Raw genomic sequence first — 18071 nt, 5'->3', positions numbered from 1 at the left:
TGTAGATAAATTAGAATGAAGAAGCAATCATTCCCATCTAGTATACCTGTTTATTGATTCTTTAAAAATGATTTGTCGCTGATGATGGTGGAAGTGAATCTAAATAACTGATATTATTAGGAACAAATACGACATCATTTCAAAAGGAGAATCCGTTCTCATGGAGAAAAGCATCGCAGAAATGCAGCGTGAGGTTGATCAGTATATCTCCCAGTTCAAGGAGGGGTATTTCAGTCCTCTGGCCATGTTGGCCCGGATGTCTGAAGAGGTTGGAGAGCTCGCCAGAGAAGTGAATCATGAATTCGGCGAGAAGCCTAAGAAATCTTCCGAAGCAGCCAATTCCATTGAACTTGAGCTTGGAGATATTTTATTTATCACGATTTGTTTTGCAAACTCACTGGGAATTGATCTGGCTGAGGCGCACGATAAAGTCATGCATAAATTTAACACCCGCGATGCCAATCGGTGGACTCCCAAAAACACCGATTAGGCGTAGATTACATATGCTGTACCATCACCCGATCGGGGAGGGTCAGCTTAATGATGAAACCGGAAGAATATATGCAGCAGGCTTACCGCTGTATATTGCAAAATGATTTTGAGCAGGCGATTCGCTGGTTCGAGTCAGCCATTCACGCTCATCCAAAACATGCGGAGCTACATTATCGCTGTTCCATTACACACGCCCGCAGCAAGCATCTTGTTCCAGCGCTTGAACATGCGCGTAAGGCAGTTGAATTGTCGCCAGGAACAGAAGAGTATATTTTGCATCTGCAGACATTAGAAGCAAAACAATTGACCTCCAGAGCGAAGTTGCTGTTGGAGCAGGCGGGTATTGCAACACAGGGGCGCTATGTGGAAGCGTCAACGCTTCTGCAAGAAGCGGTCAAACTTGATCCGCTCTCAGTGGAAGCTCATGTTATGCTTGCGCTGGCTTACAGTGATTTGAATGAATTTGACTATGCAATTCAGGCGCTGCGTGAGGCAATTTTGCTGGACCCACAGAATGGGCAACTGCATCAGATGTTACAGGAAATCAAGCAACGTATGAAATCCATTCAATAAGAATTCATTTTGCAAAGATTTCTTTTGAGTTGAAATGGATTCAACGATATGAACCAACATAGCGAGGAGATGCAGTCAATATGAGTGAAGTAATCAGAGTTGCCGTGATCGGAGCGGCTGGCCGTATGGGCCGTGAAGTTGTGAAATTGGTACTTCAGGACCCGGAATTGGAGCTTGCAGCGGCTGTCAACCGCTCCGGAGCAGGTACGGATGCAGGAACCCTTGTTGGTTTGCCAGAGTGTGGGGTGCTGGTGACTGATGATATCGAAATGGCTTTTGCCGAAACAAAACCTCAGGTTATGGTTGATTTTACAGTGCCTCAATATGCTTTTACACATACCGAGATCGCGATCCGTCATGGAGTCAGACCTGTCATGGGTGTTACCGGCTTTACGCCGGAGCAGATTGAACAGTTGGACAAGCAATGCCAGGACAAAGGAATTGGAGGGCTTATTGCCCCTAACTTCTCGATCGGTGCCATTCTGATGATGCGATTCGCAGCACAGGCTGCCAAACATATGCCAAATGTGGAGATTATCGAATATCACGGGGATCAGAAGCTGGATGCTCCTTCCGGAACAGCGATCAAAACTGCCGAACTGATTGCTGCCAATCGGGAAGAACTTCGTCAGGGTAACCCAAATGAGGAAGAAACCATTGAAGGATCACGCGGCGGTTATTACAACGGATTCCGAATTCACAGTGTACGATTGCCTGGTGTATTCGCGCAGCAGGAAGTTGTTTTCGGAGACTATGGACAGTCACTCAAAATTCGGCATGACTCCTACGAGCGCGCAGGTTATATGCCTGGTGTTAAGATTGGTGTGCAAAAGGTTATGGAATATACAGGAATGATCTACGGATTTGACCACTTTATCGACTAAAGGAGATTGTCATGTTGAAAATAGCATTTATCGCCCATGATCGTAAAAAAGAAGAGATGGTTAACTTCGTGACGGCATATGAGCCTGTTTTTACGGACCATCAATTGTATTCTACAGGAACAACGGGCCTTCGTATTATGGAAGGAACGTCTCTGAAGATTCATCGATTCGAATCAGGCCCATTGGGCGGAGATCAGCAGATTGGAGCTTTGGTTGCGCAAAATGAGATGGATCTGATTATTTTCCTGCGTGATCCACTGATGGCACAACCTCACGAGCCAGATATTAATGCGTTGTTGCGTCTTTGTGATGTGCAGGGAATTCCACTTGCCACCAATATCGCAACCGCTGAGATTCTGGTTAAGGCTCTGGATCGTGGCGATTTTGCCTGGAGAGAGCTGGTACATAAATACAAGCCGGAGGCTGGATTAAATTCGGGTGATTCCGAATGAGCCTGGATATTCTTATCTTTGGAGCACATGCGGACGATGCGGAGATTGGTATGGGTGGAACGATTGCCAAACATACCGCTGCTGGTTTGAAAGTAGGCGTGTGTGATCTGACTCGTGCTGAGATGTCTTCGAACGGAACAGTAGAGCGCAGAACCGAGGAAGCGGAGCAAGCCTCCCGCGTCCTCGGTCTTTCGTGTCGAACGAATCTGGGGCTTCCTGATCGTGGTTTGTATCTTACTCCTGAACATGTACAGGCGATAACGGCTGAGATACGGCGTCATGCCCCTAGGATGGTATTTGCTCCCTATTGGAAAGATCGTCATCCGGATCATGTCAATTGCAGTAAGCTTGTGCAGGAGGCTGTATTTAACGCCAAGCTTCGCAACTACATGCCGGACATGCCTGCCGTGCAGGTGAAGGAACTTTATTTTTACTTTATTAATGACATCGGGCCTACGGATTTGATTGTCGATATTACGGAACACTATGAGCAAAAAGAAGCTTCATTGCTCTCTTATCGTTCCCAATTCGAACTGGGAGCCGGAGCGGTCTCGACGCCATTGAATCAAGGGTATATTGAACGTGTAATAGCCCGTGATTCCTTGCTCGGACAACGCAGTCTCATACCGTTTGCAGAAGGGTTTGCTACAATTACACCTTACGTGGTTCATCAATTTGGCACGGGTGCCAAATAAACGATTTCACATTTTACGTTTAATGAAACGAAGGGTTTCATTATTCCGTTGCATTATATCAACCTGCTTAAGCGGGAGATCAAAGGAGCGTCCACAGGATGGATAAAAAGCTAAAAATCGGCATCACCTGTTATCCGTCCCTCGGCGGGTCTGGCGTTGTCGCAACGGAACTGGGCAAATTACTTGCCGAACAGGGGCATCAGGTTCATTTTATTGCCAACAGTATCCCGTTCAGACTGGGTACGTTCCAGAAGAATATTTTTTATCATGAAGTTGAAGTAAATGATTATTATGTGTTCCGTTACCCTCCGTATGACCTGTCACTGGCAACAAAGATGGCTCAGGTGGCTAAGTCACAGCAGCTCGATCTGCTGCATGTTCACTATGCCGTTCCACACGCAGTATGTGCCTTTCTTGCCAAACAAATGGTAGGGGATGGCCTGAAAGTGGTCACCACGTTACATGGAACGGATATTACGGTTCTGGCTCAGGATGAATCTCTGAAGGATCTGATCCGTCTAGCTATTAATGAAAGTGACGCGGTCACTGCAGTATCCAAAGATTTGATTCGGGAAACGGTCGAATTGCTGGATATTCAGCGTCCAATCGATCTAACCTATAACTTTATTGACAAACGAATATATTATCCGCGGGATGCTGCAAGTTTGCGAAGAGACTTTGCTGCGCCCGACGAAAAAATATTAATGCACATTTCCAACTTCCGACCGGTGAAGAGAACTCAGGATGTGGTAGAGGTCTTCCGTCAAGTACAGGAGCAGGTTCCAGCCAAACTGTTATTTGTAGGTGAAGGGCCTGATTTGCCGAAGATGCAATGGAAGATTAATGATCTCGGCTTGAATGATAAAGTTCATTTCCTTGGCAAACAGGATGACATTGCTCAAGTCATTTCCATGGCTGACGTGTTGATGCTTCCATCGGAGAAGGAAAGTTTCGGACTTGTGGCGCTCGAAGCAATGGCTTGTGGCGTACCCACGATCGGTTCACAGGCTGGAGGAATTCCGGAACTGGTCTTACACGGTAAGACGGGATTCTTATCCGCGATCGGGGATACACAATCCATGGCCGAGAACACAATCCGTTTGTTAACAGATGATCGTTTGGCTGCGGAGTTCAGGGAAGCATGCCTTCAACGCGCACATCACGACTTTTGCAATGATGCCATTCGGCATGAATATGAACAGATTTATTACCGGGTGCTGGGAAGAGAAGTTCCGAACTTGAAGCCGGTTTGCGGTTAATCAATGGGTTTGACGAAATTATACTGTGCATACCACAACAGGCAAGAGAAGAGGTGATATGTGGTGGTTCAATGGACACAGGTAGATCGTGAAATGGCAATTCAAAGCGAGAATGTACTCACAACATTAAACAAACATGGCTACAAGGCATATTGGGTAGGTGGTTGCGTTCGTGACGAATTGCTGGAACGAGTAGTAGACGACATGGATATCACGACATCTGCTTCTCCTCAGCAAGTCATGGAACTGTTTGACGATTGTATTCCTACAGGTTTGCAACACGGTACGGTTACCGTTCGTTCAGGCGGTTATTACTTTGAAGTGACCACATTTCGAACAGAATCCGAATATCAGGATAACCGCAGACCAGCTACGGTTCAATTTGTTCAGGATATCAAGGAAGACTTACAACGGCGTGACTTCACGATGAACGCTCTTGCTATGGACGTCACTGGGACAATCGTTGACCCGTTTGGTGGACAGGCAGATATCAAGGAAGAGCGAGTCAGATGTGTGGGTTCTGCGATGGAACGATTTGGTGAAGATGCACTGCGGATGCTCCGCTGTGTCCGGTTTGCTTCCGTATTTGATTTCAAAATTGCCCATAACACGTGGAAGGGTCTTGTAAGGCAGAAAGACCTGCTTCAACATATAGCAATGGAACGAGTACGCACCGAGATGGTAAAAATGATGTCGGGACCCCATCCATTAAGAGGATTGGAACTGTTATACAGAAGTGATGCGCTTGCGCACATCAAAGCGCCGGTTAGTTCGGCGCGTTTTAACAAGACGTTGTTATCCAATCTGGAACAGTTGTCAGGTCAGCATGTGTTGCTCCGCTGGTCACTCCTTCTGATTGCTGGCGGTTATAGCAAGGACGAAGGAGACGTATTATTACGTCAGTGGACATTCTCTAATGAACATCGTTCTCGTATAACAGGTGTCCTTCAGGTGGAGCAGTTGATTCATACTTCCGTTCAGGAGCAGAAGGATACGGTCAGTCTCCGTTCCGATTGGATCGTTACTGTTCTGGCTTGTGGTGTTCAGGCGGCGGATGATTGGCTTCAAATACAGTCTGTACTGCCAGCAGGATGGCGGAATCAGTCCGAACAGGCAGCAATGCAGGTTGTTTTGGTTCAAGAGCTTGCAGCCGAATGGAGTAAATCGATTCCTGTGCATGACTTGAAAGAGCTGGACATCACAGGGGAACAAGTGTTGCAAATGGTGCAGCGCAAAGGCGGGCCTTGGCTGGGTCAACTGATGAAACATTTGTTACGAGAAACAGCGATTGGAACGATAGAGAATCAGCATGCAGCACTAAGTGCAGAAGTGAAGCGGGTGGTTCAAGATGACCAAGCATGAAGATTTGCTACATATGTTATTAAATGCAGAAGGACGATTTGTATCGGGTGAAGAGATTAGTCGTAATCTGTCCATCAGTCGGACCGCTGTGTGGAAACATGTGAACAAGTTGCGAGACATGGGATATGAGTTTGAAGCGGTATCCCGCAAAGGATACCGTCTGGTAACGAAGCCGGATAGCATTGACGCTACTGCCCTCCAATTGGCACTTGATACAACCTTATTTGGCCGTAAGGCTGTTTTGTTGACTTCGACCCTGTCTACGCAAGGGGATGTTCTCAAGCTAGCTGAGAAAGGGCAGGCAGAAGGTGCTGTGGTCATTGCGGAAGAACAAACAGGAGGAAGAGGACGTTTCGGTCGACAGTGGTTCTCTCCTCCGGGTAAAGGAATCTGGATGAGTGTCCTGTTACGCCCTGATCTACCACTTCAGCATACGCCGCAGCTAACTTTATTAACAGGAGTGGCTGTATGTCGTGCCGTTCGAGCTTGTTCAGGAGCTGATGCAGGCATCAAATGGCCAAATGATGTGTTGATTGACGGACGTAAGGTATGTGGCATATTGCTTGAATCTACGGTGGAAGATCATGAAGTCAGATACTGCATTGCAGGTATAGGTGTTGACGTGAACTTTGATCCCGAGGATTATCCGGAAGATCTGACCACAATCGCTACTTCGCTCAAGATGGAGACGGGACAATCCGTTGATCGTACCAAACTAACGGCTGCCATTTTGACGGAGCTTGAACAATTGTATTTTTTGTATCAAAAAGAAGGGTTCGGCGTGATCTCAGCTCTATGGGAGGCCCTGTCCGTATCGATGAATCGAGAGATTACAGTGACTAATCCTCATGGTGTCATTGAAGGGAAGGCAATCGGTCTTGACCCTTCCGGGGCACTTATCGTGGATAAGCACGATGGAGAACATTCACTAATCATCTCTGGTGAGATTTCCTGGAAATCGTAAACAATTTGTCGAATTTTCACTGGTAAAATGAACATAAGACGTGAAGTTTGAGCAGAACTTTGGTATACTGTGTTCGTGAGGCGGTATCGGCTAATGCAGACCGAATTGCACTCCCGTAACAGTAACCTTTGTTCTGCTTTGATGTGTTTTATATAAGCAGACCGCAGTGCAAGAATGAAATACGTTTAAGTGAGTTGTTGGATTCTGCTCTGAGCCGAAGAGGACCGAGACAGAAGGGACGATCGCAAGTGACTCTTTTTTGACTTTTCGGGACTTTTTAGTGGAAAACTAAAAGGTTTTTTTGTTGCGTTTATTTGAAAAGAAGAAAGGAGCCATGAGAGAAAATGGCGAACAAACAAGCGTTGAATATTGTGAAAATGAAAAAATACAAGCAGGACGGCGTGCCGCTTACCATGATCACGGCTTACGATTATCCGACAGCTCTCCTAGCAGAGGAAGCAGGTATTGATCTGATCCTAGTTGGTGATTCACTCGGCAATGTAGTACTGGGTTATAACTCGACGCTTCCGGTGACCATTGACGACATGGTGTACCACACACGTTCCGTAGTGCGCGGTGCTGAGAAGACATTTATTGTGGCTGATATGCCTTTTATGACCTATCATGGCAGCGTGGATGAGACGCTTAAGGGTGTACGTCGACTGATGCAAGAGGGGCATGCCCATGCCGTTAAAATGGAAGGCGGAGTCGAGATAGCGGACACCGTTAGAGCAGTCGTGCAAGCAGGCGTGCCTGTTCTTGGACATATCGGACTTACACCTCAATCGGTTAATCAGATTGGTGGTTACCGCATTCAGGGCAAGGATGCAGCGGACGCGAAACGTCTGATGGACGAAGCCAAGGCCCTGGAAGCTGCAGGCGCGTTTGGAATTGTGCTTGAACTGGTTACGGAAGAAGTTGCACGGGCGATCTCGGAGGAACTGTCCATCCCTACCATCGGAATTGGAGCAGGACGGGGCTGTGATGGTCAGGTACTGGTATTCCACGATGTGGTTCAATACGCCTCTCCGTATACACCCAAACGATTTGTCAAAACCTATGGAGATGTGGGTACATTAATCAGAACGAGCATCGAAGCTTATGTGAAAGAAGTTAAAGATCGTTCGTTCCCGGCCGAAGAGCATGTATTCAATGCTGCGGATGGTGTTCTGGATCAACTGTACGGCGGACAACGCAAGGAAAAGGTGGGGAGTAACTCATGAAAGTATTACGGACAATCGCAGAGTTAAGACAGGAACTAAGCTTGAAGCGTCAAGCGATTCGGTCCAGTGCGTCCGTTGTAGGTCTGGTACCGACAATGGGTTATCTTCATCAAGGTCATGCAAGCTTGATGCAGGCAGCAAGAAAACAGAGCGATATCGTGGTATTAAGCATATTTGTTAATCCGATTCAATTCGGCCCTAATGAAGATTTTGACAGCTATCCGCGGGATGAAGCCAGAGATGTGGAAACAGCACGCTCACAAGGAGTAGATATCGTATTTATTCCCTCTGTTGAAGAGATGTATCCACAGGCAACACAAACGACCGTATCGGTCTCAAAACTGACGGAGCGCCTATGTGGCGCTTCCCGTCCGGGGCATTTTGACGGGGTAACGACCGTAGTCTCCAAACTGTTTAACATCGTACAGCCACAGCGTGCATTTTTTGGAATGAAAGACGCTCAGCAGGTTGCGGTCATTCAACAGATGGTGAATGATTTGAATATGCCTGTAGAAATTGTACCCTGTCCGATTGTTCGCGAAGAGGATGGGCTTGCCCTCAGTTCACGAAATGTCTATCTTAGCGCAGAACAGCGTACACAGGCATTGGTTCTGTCGAAGGCACTGCGTGCAGCTCAGGAAGCCGCAGATACAGGTGCAGCTATAAACGCTGCAGATATCCGTCGTATTCTGCGCGAGCAGATTGCAAGCTCACCGCTTGCCGTTATCGACTACGCCGAGATTCAGGCTTTTCCAAGTCTGGAGCCGCTCGCAGATCAGGAAGAAGTTCAAGGACGTGATGATCTGCTCATTGCACTTGCGGTGAAATTCGGAAAAACAAGATTGATTGACAATATAAGGTTGCAAAAATCGGAGGTATTGTCCCATGTTTAGAACACTGATGAAATCCAAAATCCACCGGGCTACGGTAACGGAAGCCAACTTGAACTATGTGGGTAGCATTACCATAGATGAAGACTTGATGGAAACATCCGACTTGATGGAAAACGAGAAAGTGCAAATTGTGAACAACAACAATGGTGCACGTCTGGAAACTTATGTGATTCCAGGACCGCGCGGGAGCGGGGTCATATGTCTTAACGGCGCAGCTGCACGTCTGGTGCAGCCTGGAGATAACGTCATTATCATTTCTTATGCCATGATGTCCCAAGAAGAGGCAAATACTCACAAACCAACCGTTGTATTTGTAGATGGACAGAATAAACCTGTACAAACGATGAAGCAGGAAGTCCACGCGACAATTATGTAATCGACTGGTAAGGAGAATGAAATCGGCCCTTGAAGCAAAAAATGAGTACAGGTCACTGCACTAATCCATTTTTTCAAGGGTGGGGATGCATCGATGTTCCAGCATGTTTTCGCAGAAATGAACGACATGTTAGATGAAATTATCAAGAGCTATCCTTCCGCTGAAGGCCTGAACAAACAAGAATTGCTGCAAAAGTGGAATTTGCTTAAGCGGATGAGTGACGGAATGCTGGATGAATGGCTGATGTTTGAAGAAAAGATGAGCCAGGTGAGGGAGCGGGAGATGGATAAGCCTGCTTCCCTTGAACCGGAACAGGAAGCTGTTACCGCTCTGCCTGAACTCCATCTGGAATGTTTCAGTCGTGGTCAGGGCTATTTCAAACTACAGATGTATCCGCAGGCGATCATGCAGTTCTCCCGGGTTGTGACCGACCATCCGGAGAGTGCATTGACTCGCTTTTACCTGGCGCTCTCGTATCTGAATCTGGAACAAATGGCGGAAGCGGGGACACATTTGCAGCAGATCATGTACCTTAAGGGTTCACCTCGCTTAAAAGGGCTTGTATGTAACGCCCTGGGCTGTATTCAAGCCAAGCTTGCGAATCCCGAAGCTGCATGTTCACTCTTTGCACAGGCCCTTCAGTATGACCCGACATTGACCGAACCACTGTACAACATGGAAGCTTGCAGGTTGAACAGGGGAAAATTGCAATATGCTAATCAGCTGACGACCCTTCATTAAGCGGGAATTCGGCGACAAAAAAACGGTGTTCCCTCCTTTGGCATAGCGGCGGGGACACCGCTTTTTTGTCAGTTAATTTTCAAATCCCCTTTTTTTTGCTATGCTGTAACATAGACTGGAATGGAAGGGACCGTACATTGCAATGAAATTTGCCGTATTGGATTTCGAAACAACCGGCACGCAGTCCGACGGTGAGATTATACAGGCCGGACTTGCCATCATAGATCATGACTACAGCATAACTCAAATATATAGTTCTTATGTGAACCCTGGTGTACCGATTCCCCCGTTTATTTCGGGGTTGACGGGTATTACCGATGAAGATGTAGCGGACGCTCCTTCACTCGAAGAGATGATGATGGAGATGGTTCCGCTGCTTAATGATGTGGTGCTAGTTGGACACAACGTCGCTTTTGATTTTCACTTTTTGCAGAATGCTCTTGACCGTTGCGGTTATTTGCCGTTCACTGGCCGTATTCTGGACACGATTGATTTTCTGAAGATTACATTCCCATCACTGGGTTCTTATCAACTCGGTTATGTGTCTTCCGAATTTGGATTTCAACATGATCGCCCTCACCAGGCAGACAGTGATGCACTGGCGACAGCCTATGTGCTGCTCAAGTGTCTGGATGAGTTAAAGGAATTACCGCTCATAACGATTCAGCGCCTCAGTGACCTGTTTGCACCAGAAGACAGTGACTTGGGCTGGTTTTTGGACGGGATGCGCAGTGAGAAGGAAGCAGAGCCGATTCAGGATCTGGACGGACATACCTATTATCGTCAGCTTGCTCTTAATGTAAGTGATTGGACCGACATTGGTGCACCACGCGATGAGCGGGAGGCTAACCCCCTTGATGGTGTAAGCTTCGAACAGTTTATGGACCAGGTTCGGGAGAACCTGAAGGATACACTGGATCATTACGAAGAGCGTGAAGCGCAGACTCAGATGTTCAGCAGTGTAAGGCAAGCCCTGGATGAAGAGAAACATCTCTTGATCGAAGCTGGAACGGGTACCGGTAAATCTCTAGGGTATCTGTTGCCTGCTATTTACGAAAGTGTGAAGCAAGAACAGAAAGTCATGGTCAGCACGCATACGATCAATCTGCAGGAGCAATTGAGAGAGCGGGACATTCCGATGCTGACTCAAGTGGTTCCGTTCCCGTTTAAGGCTGCTGTATTCAAAGGACGTGGACATTACCTGTGCCTGCGCAAATTTGAACACAAAATCAATAAACGTGAATTCGCCACACCTAAAGAGGATTATTTCACAGCTGCTCAGATGATCGTCTGGCTTACGCAGACCGAAACCGGAGATGATGAGGAACTTAACCTTAGCGGACGCGGAGGGGACTTCTGGGAGACCGTACAGAGCGAATCCGAATCATGTCTGGGAAGATCCTGTCCATGGTTCCGCAAATGTTTCTACCATCGTGCCAAACATGAGGCAGGGTTGTCTGATATCGTAATCACCAATCACTCCAAATTATTTACGGATGTGAAAGCCGCGCATCAGCTGCTGCCAGCCTATGAGAGTCTTGTAATCGATGAGGCACATCATCTGGAGGATGTCGCTGGTAAACATCTTGGAATGCATATGAAATATTTCACTTTGGTTCATACACTGACCCGCCTGTTTAAAGACAGTCGTAATGGTCAGCTGCCTATGCTTCGTTCGCAGTTATCCGGGCATGAAAATTCGGTGCAATGGGGCTCCATGGTGGACCAGATGTTCCCGCTCGCTCTTGAGGTCAAGGAACTGTGGGATCGTATGAGCGATGCCTTGTTTGGTCTGTTGCCTGAACGAAGTGATGCTTCACCGGGCGAGACGGGGCAATTTTCACTGCGTCTGAAAGCATCTCAGAAACCTGCAAAATGGCAGGAGTTGCAGGATCTGGAGAACCAGATCTATGTGACTCTGGGCGATTTGGTTCGCAAAGGGGACAAATTGCTGCTTGAAGTGAAAGAGGATCAGGATGATTATCAATCGGATAGTCTGATTACGGACATTACAGGATTACTGAAAGATCTGACCACATTGAAGGAGAATCTACGTTTCTTCATGCGAATGGATGACGCCAAAACGGTGTACTGGATGGAAGCCAGCGGCCAGTTCCGCAGTAAATCACTCCAGCTGTATGCCGTACCTGTAGATGTCAGTGCACAACTAAAGGATTTGTTTTTTGATAAAAAGAAAAGTGTTGTGCTTACTTCGGCTACGCTCTCTGTGGATAAGTCATTCCAGTTCATGATTGAGCAGCTCGGCTTACAGGAAGCCTCTGAGAATAATCGGTTGTTAACGTCGATGCTGCCATCACCTTTCAACTATCGCGATCAGGCACTTCTGGTGATTCCGCGTGATTTCCCAAGTGTGAAGGGTAGTGTGGGTGATGCGCACTTTGTTAATATGCTGGTGCAATCACTCGCAGAGACGGCAATTGCTACGCGTGGACGCATGATGGTTCTGTTTACTTCATACAAGATGTTGCGACAGGTCTATGATCCGCTGAAGGAGGCGCTGTCTGGCAACGACATCTCGTTGCTTGGTCAAGGCGTTGATAGTGGAAGTCGTTCCAAATTGACTCGCAGGTTCCAAGATGCCAAAGCAACAGTACTTCTGGGCACAAGCAGCTTCTGGGAGGGGGTAGATATCCCGGGAGAGGCTCTAACCTGTCTCGCTATAGTGCGACTGCCTTTCCAGCCGCCGAATCATCCGTTGGTGGAAGCCAAGAGTGAGTTGCTTCAGGAACAGAAGAAAAATCCGTTCATGAAACTGTCAGTGCCACAAGCGGTCATTCGTTTCAAGCAGGGATTTGGCCGATTGGTGCGTACAGCAAAGGACAGAGGAATTGTCATTGTTTATGATACACGTGTGATTGAAGCGTACTATGGTAAATTCTTTTTATATTCATTACCAGGTCCCAAAATGGAGCATATGCTCACGGAGCAGATGGTTCCACGAATCACCGAGTGGTTGGAAAAACCTGCTAATGAATAAGAATAATGGTTGTTTTGTTCGTTAAATCATTGCATGACACTATCGTTTGGCGTTAAACTTTATTAGATATTTCCGTATCCGATTAAAGCAGTTGCACGTAAGAACTTATAACCTAAATTACAAGGAGCATTCTGTATAAAATGTCACGTCTATCATTGAGTTTATACAGAATGCTCATCTTTTCATCTATTATTTTATCGTGGCCTTGGTAAGGGGGAGCAAGAATGAAATCGGATAAAATTTCGGAAGCGGTGGTACGACGTCTGCCTGTATACTTGCGCTATTTGAGCGAGTTGCACCAGCGTGAGGTGGCTACTGTTTCTTCTCAAGAGCTTGGACAAAGGCTGGATCTGAATCCGGCCCAAATTCGTAAAGACCTGGCTTACTTCGGTGATTTTGGTCGTAAAGGGATCGGGTATGATGTATCCTATTTGATCGAGAAAATTCGTCACATTCTCAAAATCGATCAGCAAATTAATGTAGCTCTGGTAGGTGCGGGTAACCTCGGACAGGCCTTGTCCAACTACAACGCATATCTGAAAGACAACATGAAGATTGTTGCTGTATTTGATGCATATGGACCGAAGATTGGTAGTCAAATCAACAGTTTGACGGTAAAACCAATGAATGAATTGACGGAAGCGGTTAAAACGGATAACATCCGCATCGGTATTATTACAGTTCCAGATACGGAAGCTCAAAATGTAGCCGATCAGCTTATTGAATCGGGAATTGAAGCGATCCTTAATTTTGCACCAACAATTCTAAAAACACCGCCGCATATCCGCATTCACCATGCTGACTTTACAACGGATCTGCTTAGTTTGGCCTATTACTTGGAGACTGGAAAGGACGACGAGGAAGATGACAACAAATAGATGGGTAATTCACAACGGCAAATTTGCCGTTAATGAAGGCGGCACAACATGGAACGTGGTCCACGGATACATGGTTGTTGAGAATGACAAGATTGTGCATATTGGTGAGACATTGCCGGATGAAGACAAAAATTGTACCAAAGTGGATGGAAAAGGACTGTTCTTCCTGCCGGGTCTGATCAATACGCATGGTCATGCAGCGATGTCGTTGCTCAGAGGGCACGGAGACGATCTTGCGTTGCAAGTATGGTTGCAGGAAAAAATGTGGCCGATGGAAGCGAAAATGACTTCAGAAGACGTATATTGGGGAACTTCACTATCGGTGCTTGAAATGTTGAAAGGCGGAACTACAGCTTTCCTGGACATGTACGATCACATGGATCAAGTTGCCAAAGTTGTGGAGCAATCCGGCGTTAGAGCAGCACTGGCACGTGGTGTGATTGGGCTATGCTCGGAAGAAGAGCAACTGCGGAAGCTGGAGGAGTCGGCAGCGTTTGCACGTGAGTGGAATGGACAGGCAGATGGTCGAATTACAACCGTAATCTCGCCACACGCACCATATACATGCCCTCCTGACTACATAGAGAAGCTTGTACAGGTCGCGAACGACCTAAACCTTCCTCTTCATACACATATGTCGGAAACGCTTCGTGAAGTCGAGCAGAACGTGGCTGATTATGGACTGCGTCCTGTAGCACATCTGGAGAAACTGGGCTTTTTCTCCCGTCCATCCCTGGTTGCACATGCGGTGCATCTGAATGACGAAGAGATTGAGATTCTGGCTCGTCATGATGTGGCTGTATCCCATAACCCGGGAAGTAACCTGAAACTCGCTTCCGGTGTTGCGCGTGTACCTGCGTTGCTGAAAGCAGGAGTTACCGTGTCACTCGGAACTGACGGACCAGCAAGTAACAACAACCTGGATATGTTCGAGGAAATGAGACTGGCTGCGTTGATTCATAAAGGCGTGTCTGGTGACCCGACGGCAGTGCCAGCGGGTGAAGCATTACTACTCGGAACTTCATATGGCGCCAAATCCATCTTCTTGAACAATACTGGAGCGCTTCAGGTCGGCATGAAGGCTGATTTTATCGCCTTGGACATTGAACAAGCACATTTCTATCCACATACAGACCTGATCTCACATACGATCTACTCGGCTTCTGCCAAAGATGTAGAGCACGTATGGGTGGATGGGAAACAAGTGGTGAAACATGGCGAATGTCTGACGCTGGATGAAGAGCGTATTTTGCGTGAGTCTCAATTGGCATTTGATGGTCTGCTTGCTCGTTAATTGCAGGATAGAGCATCATAGGGAAAGGAAGTTCGACTTTTGAAGAAAAAAAAGAAGTGGATATGGATTTCGCTGCTTGCACTGGTTCTGATTCTGTTTGGACTTCAGCGTTATTACGTCCATGTCACGCAGGACCAGCGCAAGGAAGAAGCGCTCGCCATACAGGCAGCACAGGAGCAACTGGGCATTACATCCTATGATGAATTGCGTAAGTACATCTGGGGAGACAAAGAAGGCTCTGATAACATCTACTGGACCCTGATCGGCAAAAACAAGGATAACCAGGATGTTATGGTCTGGGTTAAATTCGATGCAAACAATCAACCGGCTAAGGGTGCAAACGCTGTACACAGTGAGCTGCTGCAGAATGGCATGTCCGAAGCGCAGATCCGCAATCGCTTCAGTTCTGAAGTTCCTGCCGGCGAGATTAAGCGAATCATGCCTGGAGTTGTGAATGGAATATATGTGTGGCAAGTGTATTATAAAGACGGTACGCATAACCACTATCGTTTTTATCGTTTTAGCAACGGAGAACAGGTGGACCTGGTCTACACACTCCCGAACAGCTAGAACAAATAGAGTGACATAGCTAGAGAATGAATGAAACAAAAGAACCGGCAGACGGATATCCGACTGAACCGGTTCTTTGTGTTGCCCGTAAACTTAAATAATTTAAATAATTTAAATAGTTAAAATTAATAATTTATTCATATTTTCGCCTTCGAAATTGTATATACGATGTGATATACTCAGATATGTACTCAAAGTTACATTCAAAACAAATAAACCTGTCGAAATTATCGCAGGAGTCAATGTGCACATATTCTTATATACCAATAAGCCAGTAGGTTGGGCCAAAATCTGGGAGGGGTAATTCACTTGAAACTAAAAGTATTGCCTATTGCTTTAACTGCCGTCATTTCAGCCGTTGTGTTGTTTGGAGGTTGGTTTGTATATCGTCAGGTGGCTGTGCAGAATCCGATTGAAAAGATGGTTACCCAGTACGATGGAGTTAATGACGTTCAATTAACTATTAACCGCAATGACGTACAATTGAAACTGGATCTGCAACCTGATGTTGATTTGGGCAGACTGGTACAATATATTCACAAAGAAGGACAGACCCTGATTGGAACACGATCACTAAAATTGGACGTTGTGGATCATTCCAGTGAAGCACTGGAAAGTTGGTGGGGTGATGCGATGTTTACCGTAGCTCAGGCGATGGAGAACAAGCAATACACCGAGATTACACCAACGTTGTCAAAGATGGCGACCAATGGAATTAAGGTTAATACAGCGATGGATGACAACAATGTATATGTCAGTCTCAGAGACGGAGATGCCAGCAAGTTTATTATTCTGCCGCGTGTGCCCGGTCAGATAGGAGTGTGGCCTAATGCCTAAGTGGACAAAAGAAGTTGCCATCGGATTTTTTCCCGTATTGATTATTTTTCTTGCTTTTACTGGTGTTAATATTGTTCCGATTCTTATTGCAGCGGTGCTTGTCGGAGCTTTGCTGTTCATGATGCAAATGCGTGGCGGGATTACAGTAGGCGCTGCACAGGAACGTAAACGGAAGAAAAAAGGACCTTCCAAGCTCACTTTTGAAGAAATTGGCGGACAGGACAGTGCCAAGCAGGAATTGCGTGAAGCACTTGACTTTCTCATCAAACATGAAGAAATTCGGAAGTTCGGGATTCGCCCGTTAAAAGGGATCTTGCTGACGGGCCCTCCAGGGACAGGAAAAACGTTGATGGCCAAGGCTGCTGCCCATTACACCGATTCTGTTTTTGTAGCAGCATCTGGCAGTGAGTTCGTGGAAATGTATGTTGGTGTGGGTGCCAGCAGAATTCGGGATTTGTTCAAGGACGCGAGAACTCGTGCCACCAAGGAAAATAAGGAAAACGCTATTATATTTATCGATGAAATCGATGTCATCGGGGGGAAACGTGAGGGCGGTCAACAGCGTGAATATGATCAGACCCTCAATCAGCTCTTGACGGAAATGGATGGAATCTATTCTTCCGATACGCCGAGAATCCTTGTTATCGCTGCAACAAACCGCAAAGAGATGCTCGATAGCGCTCTGACGCGCCCGGGACGTTTTGACCGCCACATTCAAGTGGACTTGCCTGATAAAAAGGGCAGAAAGCATATTCTGGAACTGCATGCGGTGAATAAACCTCTGATGAAGGAAGTTAATCTGGAGAAAACAGCTGAAGAATCGTATGGTTTCTCCGGTGCACAGCTCGAAAGTGTGATGAACGAAGCAGCAATATACGCCATGCGGGACGGGCTGTTGAACATCGAACAGCGGCACTTGTCCCTGGCTATTGATAAAGTCATGATGGGTGAGAAGACAGACCGTGAGTCCAGTGTGGAAGAGAAGAAAAGGGTCGCCATTCATGAATTGGGACATGCCATTATGGCAGAACTCGTTCGTCCAGGCAGTGTAAGCCAGGTGGCACTCAGTCCGCGTGGTCAGGCGCTGGGATATGTGCGTCATAACCCTCAACAGGAACAGTTCCTCTATACGAAGCGCTTTCTGGAAGAGCAGATCATGATTGCACTCGGAGGAGCAGCTGCGGAGGAAATGTACTACGGTGGTCGTTCCACAGGTTCACGCAATGACTTCGATCAGGCAACCAATGTTGTACAGACCATGATGGCTTCGGGGTTGACCTCACTTGGGATTGTGAACATGGATATGGTCACAACCGAGGAACTGATGCGTGAGAATAAATTAATTCTGCAAGAACTGATGGAACAGACAAAGCGGTTGCTTGAAGAACAACGGACAATTTTCGACAATTCACTCGACATCTTAATTCGTGAGGAAGTTTTGTCCGGAGAGCAATTTCGTTGTCAATTTCGTGACAGTGCCCTTCTACCAGCATAATTTATTTATGCTGGTTATTTTTTTTTACATTTCACTCGTGCTAAGATATTATTATATGTTGGGTCGAAATTTGTAATTTTCGGCG

The 18071-nt window shown here is 46.7% G+C and carries 18 protein-coding genes; all 18 read left to right on the top strand.

All coding sequences use genetic code 11. From position 1 onward, the window contains the following. Positions 1-160 precede the first annotated feature (160 nt). The 18 genes from V6669_RS18955 (at position 161) to V6669_RS18870 (ending at position 17986) form a co-directional block, all read left to right on the top strand. Positions 161-490 (top strand): nucleotide pyrophosphohydrolase, encoded by a 330-nt coding sequence (locus tag V6669_RS18955; RefSeq protein ID WP_017687732.1) that lies wholly within the window; start codon positions 161-163, stop codon positions 488-490. Between the two features lie 50 nt (positions 491-540). Continuing rightward, the gene (locus V6669_RS18950; RefSeq protein ID WP_338587571.1) at positions 541-1065 is read left to right on the top strand and encodes a tetratricopeptide repeat protein; all 525 of its coding nucleotides are present in this window, start codon (positions 541-543) and stop codon (positions 1063-1065) included. Positions 1066-1145: 80 nt separating this feature from the next. After that, the gene (gene dapB / locus V6669_RS18945) at positions 1146-1949 is read left to right on the top strand and encodes a 4-hydroxy-tetrahydrodipicolinate reductase (RefSeq protein ID WP_017687734.1); all 804 of its coding nucleotides are present in this window, start codon (positions 1146-1148) and stop codon (positions 1947-1949) included. 11 nt (positions 1950-1960) lie between these two features. Next, entirely contained in the window at positions 1961-2401 is a 441-nt protein-coding gene (gene mgsA / locus V6669_RS18940) for a methylglyoxal synthase (RefSeq protein WP_017687735.1), read from the top strand. Further along, the gene (bshB1, locus tag V6669_RS18935; RefSeq protein ID WP_338587569.1) at positions 2398-3096 is read left to right on the top strand and encodes a bacillithiol biosynthesis deacetylase BshB1; all 699 of its coding nucleotides are present in this window, start codon (positions 2398-2400) and stop codon (positions 3094-3096) included. The genes mgsA and bshB1 overlap by 4 nt, the downstream gene beginning before the upstream one ends. A 98-nt stretch (positions 3097-3194) precedes the next feature. Next, positions 3195-4355 carry an N-acetyl-alpha-D-glucosaminyl L-malate synthase BshA gene (gene bshA, locus V6669_RS18930; protein WP_315936022.1) on the top strand — a complete coding sequence of 387 codons (1161 nt, stop codon included), beginning with the start codon at positions 3195-3197 and terminating at the stop codon, positions 4353-4355. Between the two features lie 63 nt (positions 4356-4418). Then, positions 4419-5717 carry a CCA tRNA nucleotidyltransferase gene (locus V6669_RS18925; protein ID WP_338587564.1) on the top strand — a complete coding sequence of 433 codons (1299 nt, stop codon included), beginning with the start codon at positions 4419-4421 and terminating at the stop codon, positions 5715-5717. Next, positions 5704-6681 carry a biotin--[acetyl-CoA-carboxylase] ligase gene (locus V6669_RS18920; protein ID WP_338587562.1) on the top strand — a complete coding sequence of 326 codons (978 nt, stop codon included), beginning with the start codon at positions 5704-5706 and terminating at the stop codon, positions 6679-6681. The genes V6669_RS18925 and V6669_RS18920 overlap by 14 nt, the downstream gene beginning before the upstream one ends. Before the next feature lie 344 nt (positions 6682-7025). Next, positions 7026-7904 (top strand): 3-methyl-2-oxobutanoate hydroxymethyltransferase, encoded by an 879-nt coding sequence (gene panB, locus V6669_RS18915; protein WP_036672039.1) that lies wholly within the window; start codon positions 7026-7028, stop codon positions 7902-7904. After that, on the top strand, positions 7901-8797 hold the full coding sequence (panC, locus tag V6669_RS18910) for a pantoate--beta-alanine ligase (RefSeq protein ID WP_338587561.1): 897 nt from the start codon (positions 7901-7903) through the stop codon (positions 8795-8797). The genes panB and panC overlap by 4 nt, the downstream gene beginning before the upstream one ends. Further along, positions 8790-9173: an aspartate 1-decarboxylase gene (gene panD / locus V6669_RS18905; protein WP_017687742.1), complete on the top strand. Its 384-nt coding sequence runs from the start codon at positions 8790-8792 to the stop codon at positions 9171-9173. The genes panC and panD overlap by 8 nt, the downstream gene beginning before the upstream one ends. A 93-nt stretch (positions 9174-9266) precedes the next feature. Continuing rightward, entirely contained in the window at positions 9267-9914 is a 648-nt protein-coding gene (locus V6669_RS18900; protein WP_338587560.1) for a tetratricopeptide repeat protein, read from the top strand. A gap of 142 nt (positions 9915-10056) precedes the next feature. After that, positions 10057-12912 carry an ATP-dependent DNA helicase DinG gene (dinG, locus tag V6669_RS18895; RefSeq protein ID WP_338587558.1) on the top strand — a complete coding sequence of 952 codons (2856 nt, stop codon included), beginning with the start codon at positions 10057-10059 and terminating at the stop codon, positions 12910-12912. A 224-nt stretch (positions 12913-13136) separates the two neighbouring features. Continuing rightward, positions 13137-13790: a redox-sensing transcriptional repressor Rex gene (locus V6669_RS18890; RefSeq protein WP_062835163.1), complete on the top strand. Its 654-nt coding sequence runs from the start codon at positions 13137-13139 to the stop codon at positions 13788-13790. Further along, a complete protein-coding gene (locus V6669_RS18885; protein ID WP_036671995.1) occupies positions 13777-15084 on the top strand; it encodes an amidohydrolase in 1308 nt (435 codons plus the stop codon). The genes V6669_RS18890 and V6669_RS18885 overlap by 14 nt, the downstream gene beginning before the upstream one ends. Before the next feature lie 39 nt (positions 15085-15123). Next, entirely contained in the window at positions 15124-15654 is a 531-nt protein-coding gene (locus V6669_RS18880; protein ID WP_338587556.1) for a DUF5590 domain-containing protein, read from the top strand. A 309-nt stretch (positions 15655-15963) separates the two neighbouring features. Beyond that, positions 15964-16491, top strand: coding sequence for a hypothetical protein (locus tag V6669_RS18875; protein ID WP_017687748.1), 528 nt, complete (start codon positions 15964-15966; stop codon positions 16489-16491). Beyond that, positions 16484-17986 carry an AAA family ATPase gene (locus V6669_RS18870; RefSeq protein ID WP_338587555.1) on the top strand — a complete coding sequence of 501 codons (1503 nt, stop codon included), beginning with the start codon at positions 16484-16486 and terminating at the stop codon, positions 17984-17986. Before V6669_RS18875 ends, V6669_RS18870 begins: the two co-directional genes overlap by 8 nt. Positions 17987-18071 lie beyond the last annotated feature (85 nt).

This window comes from Paenibacillus sp. Y5S-9 (assembly GCF_036894235.1).
GTDB lineage: Bacteria > Bacillota > Bacilli > Paenibacillales > Paenibacillaceae > Paenibacillus.
Note: the sequence above shows the minus strand (reverse complement) of the source record. Positions and strands in the feature narration are given on the sequence as shown.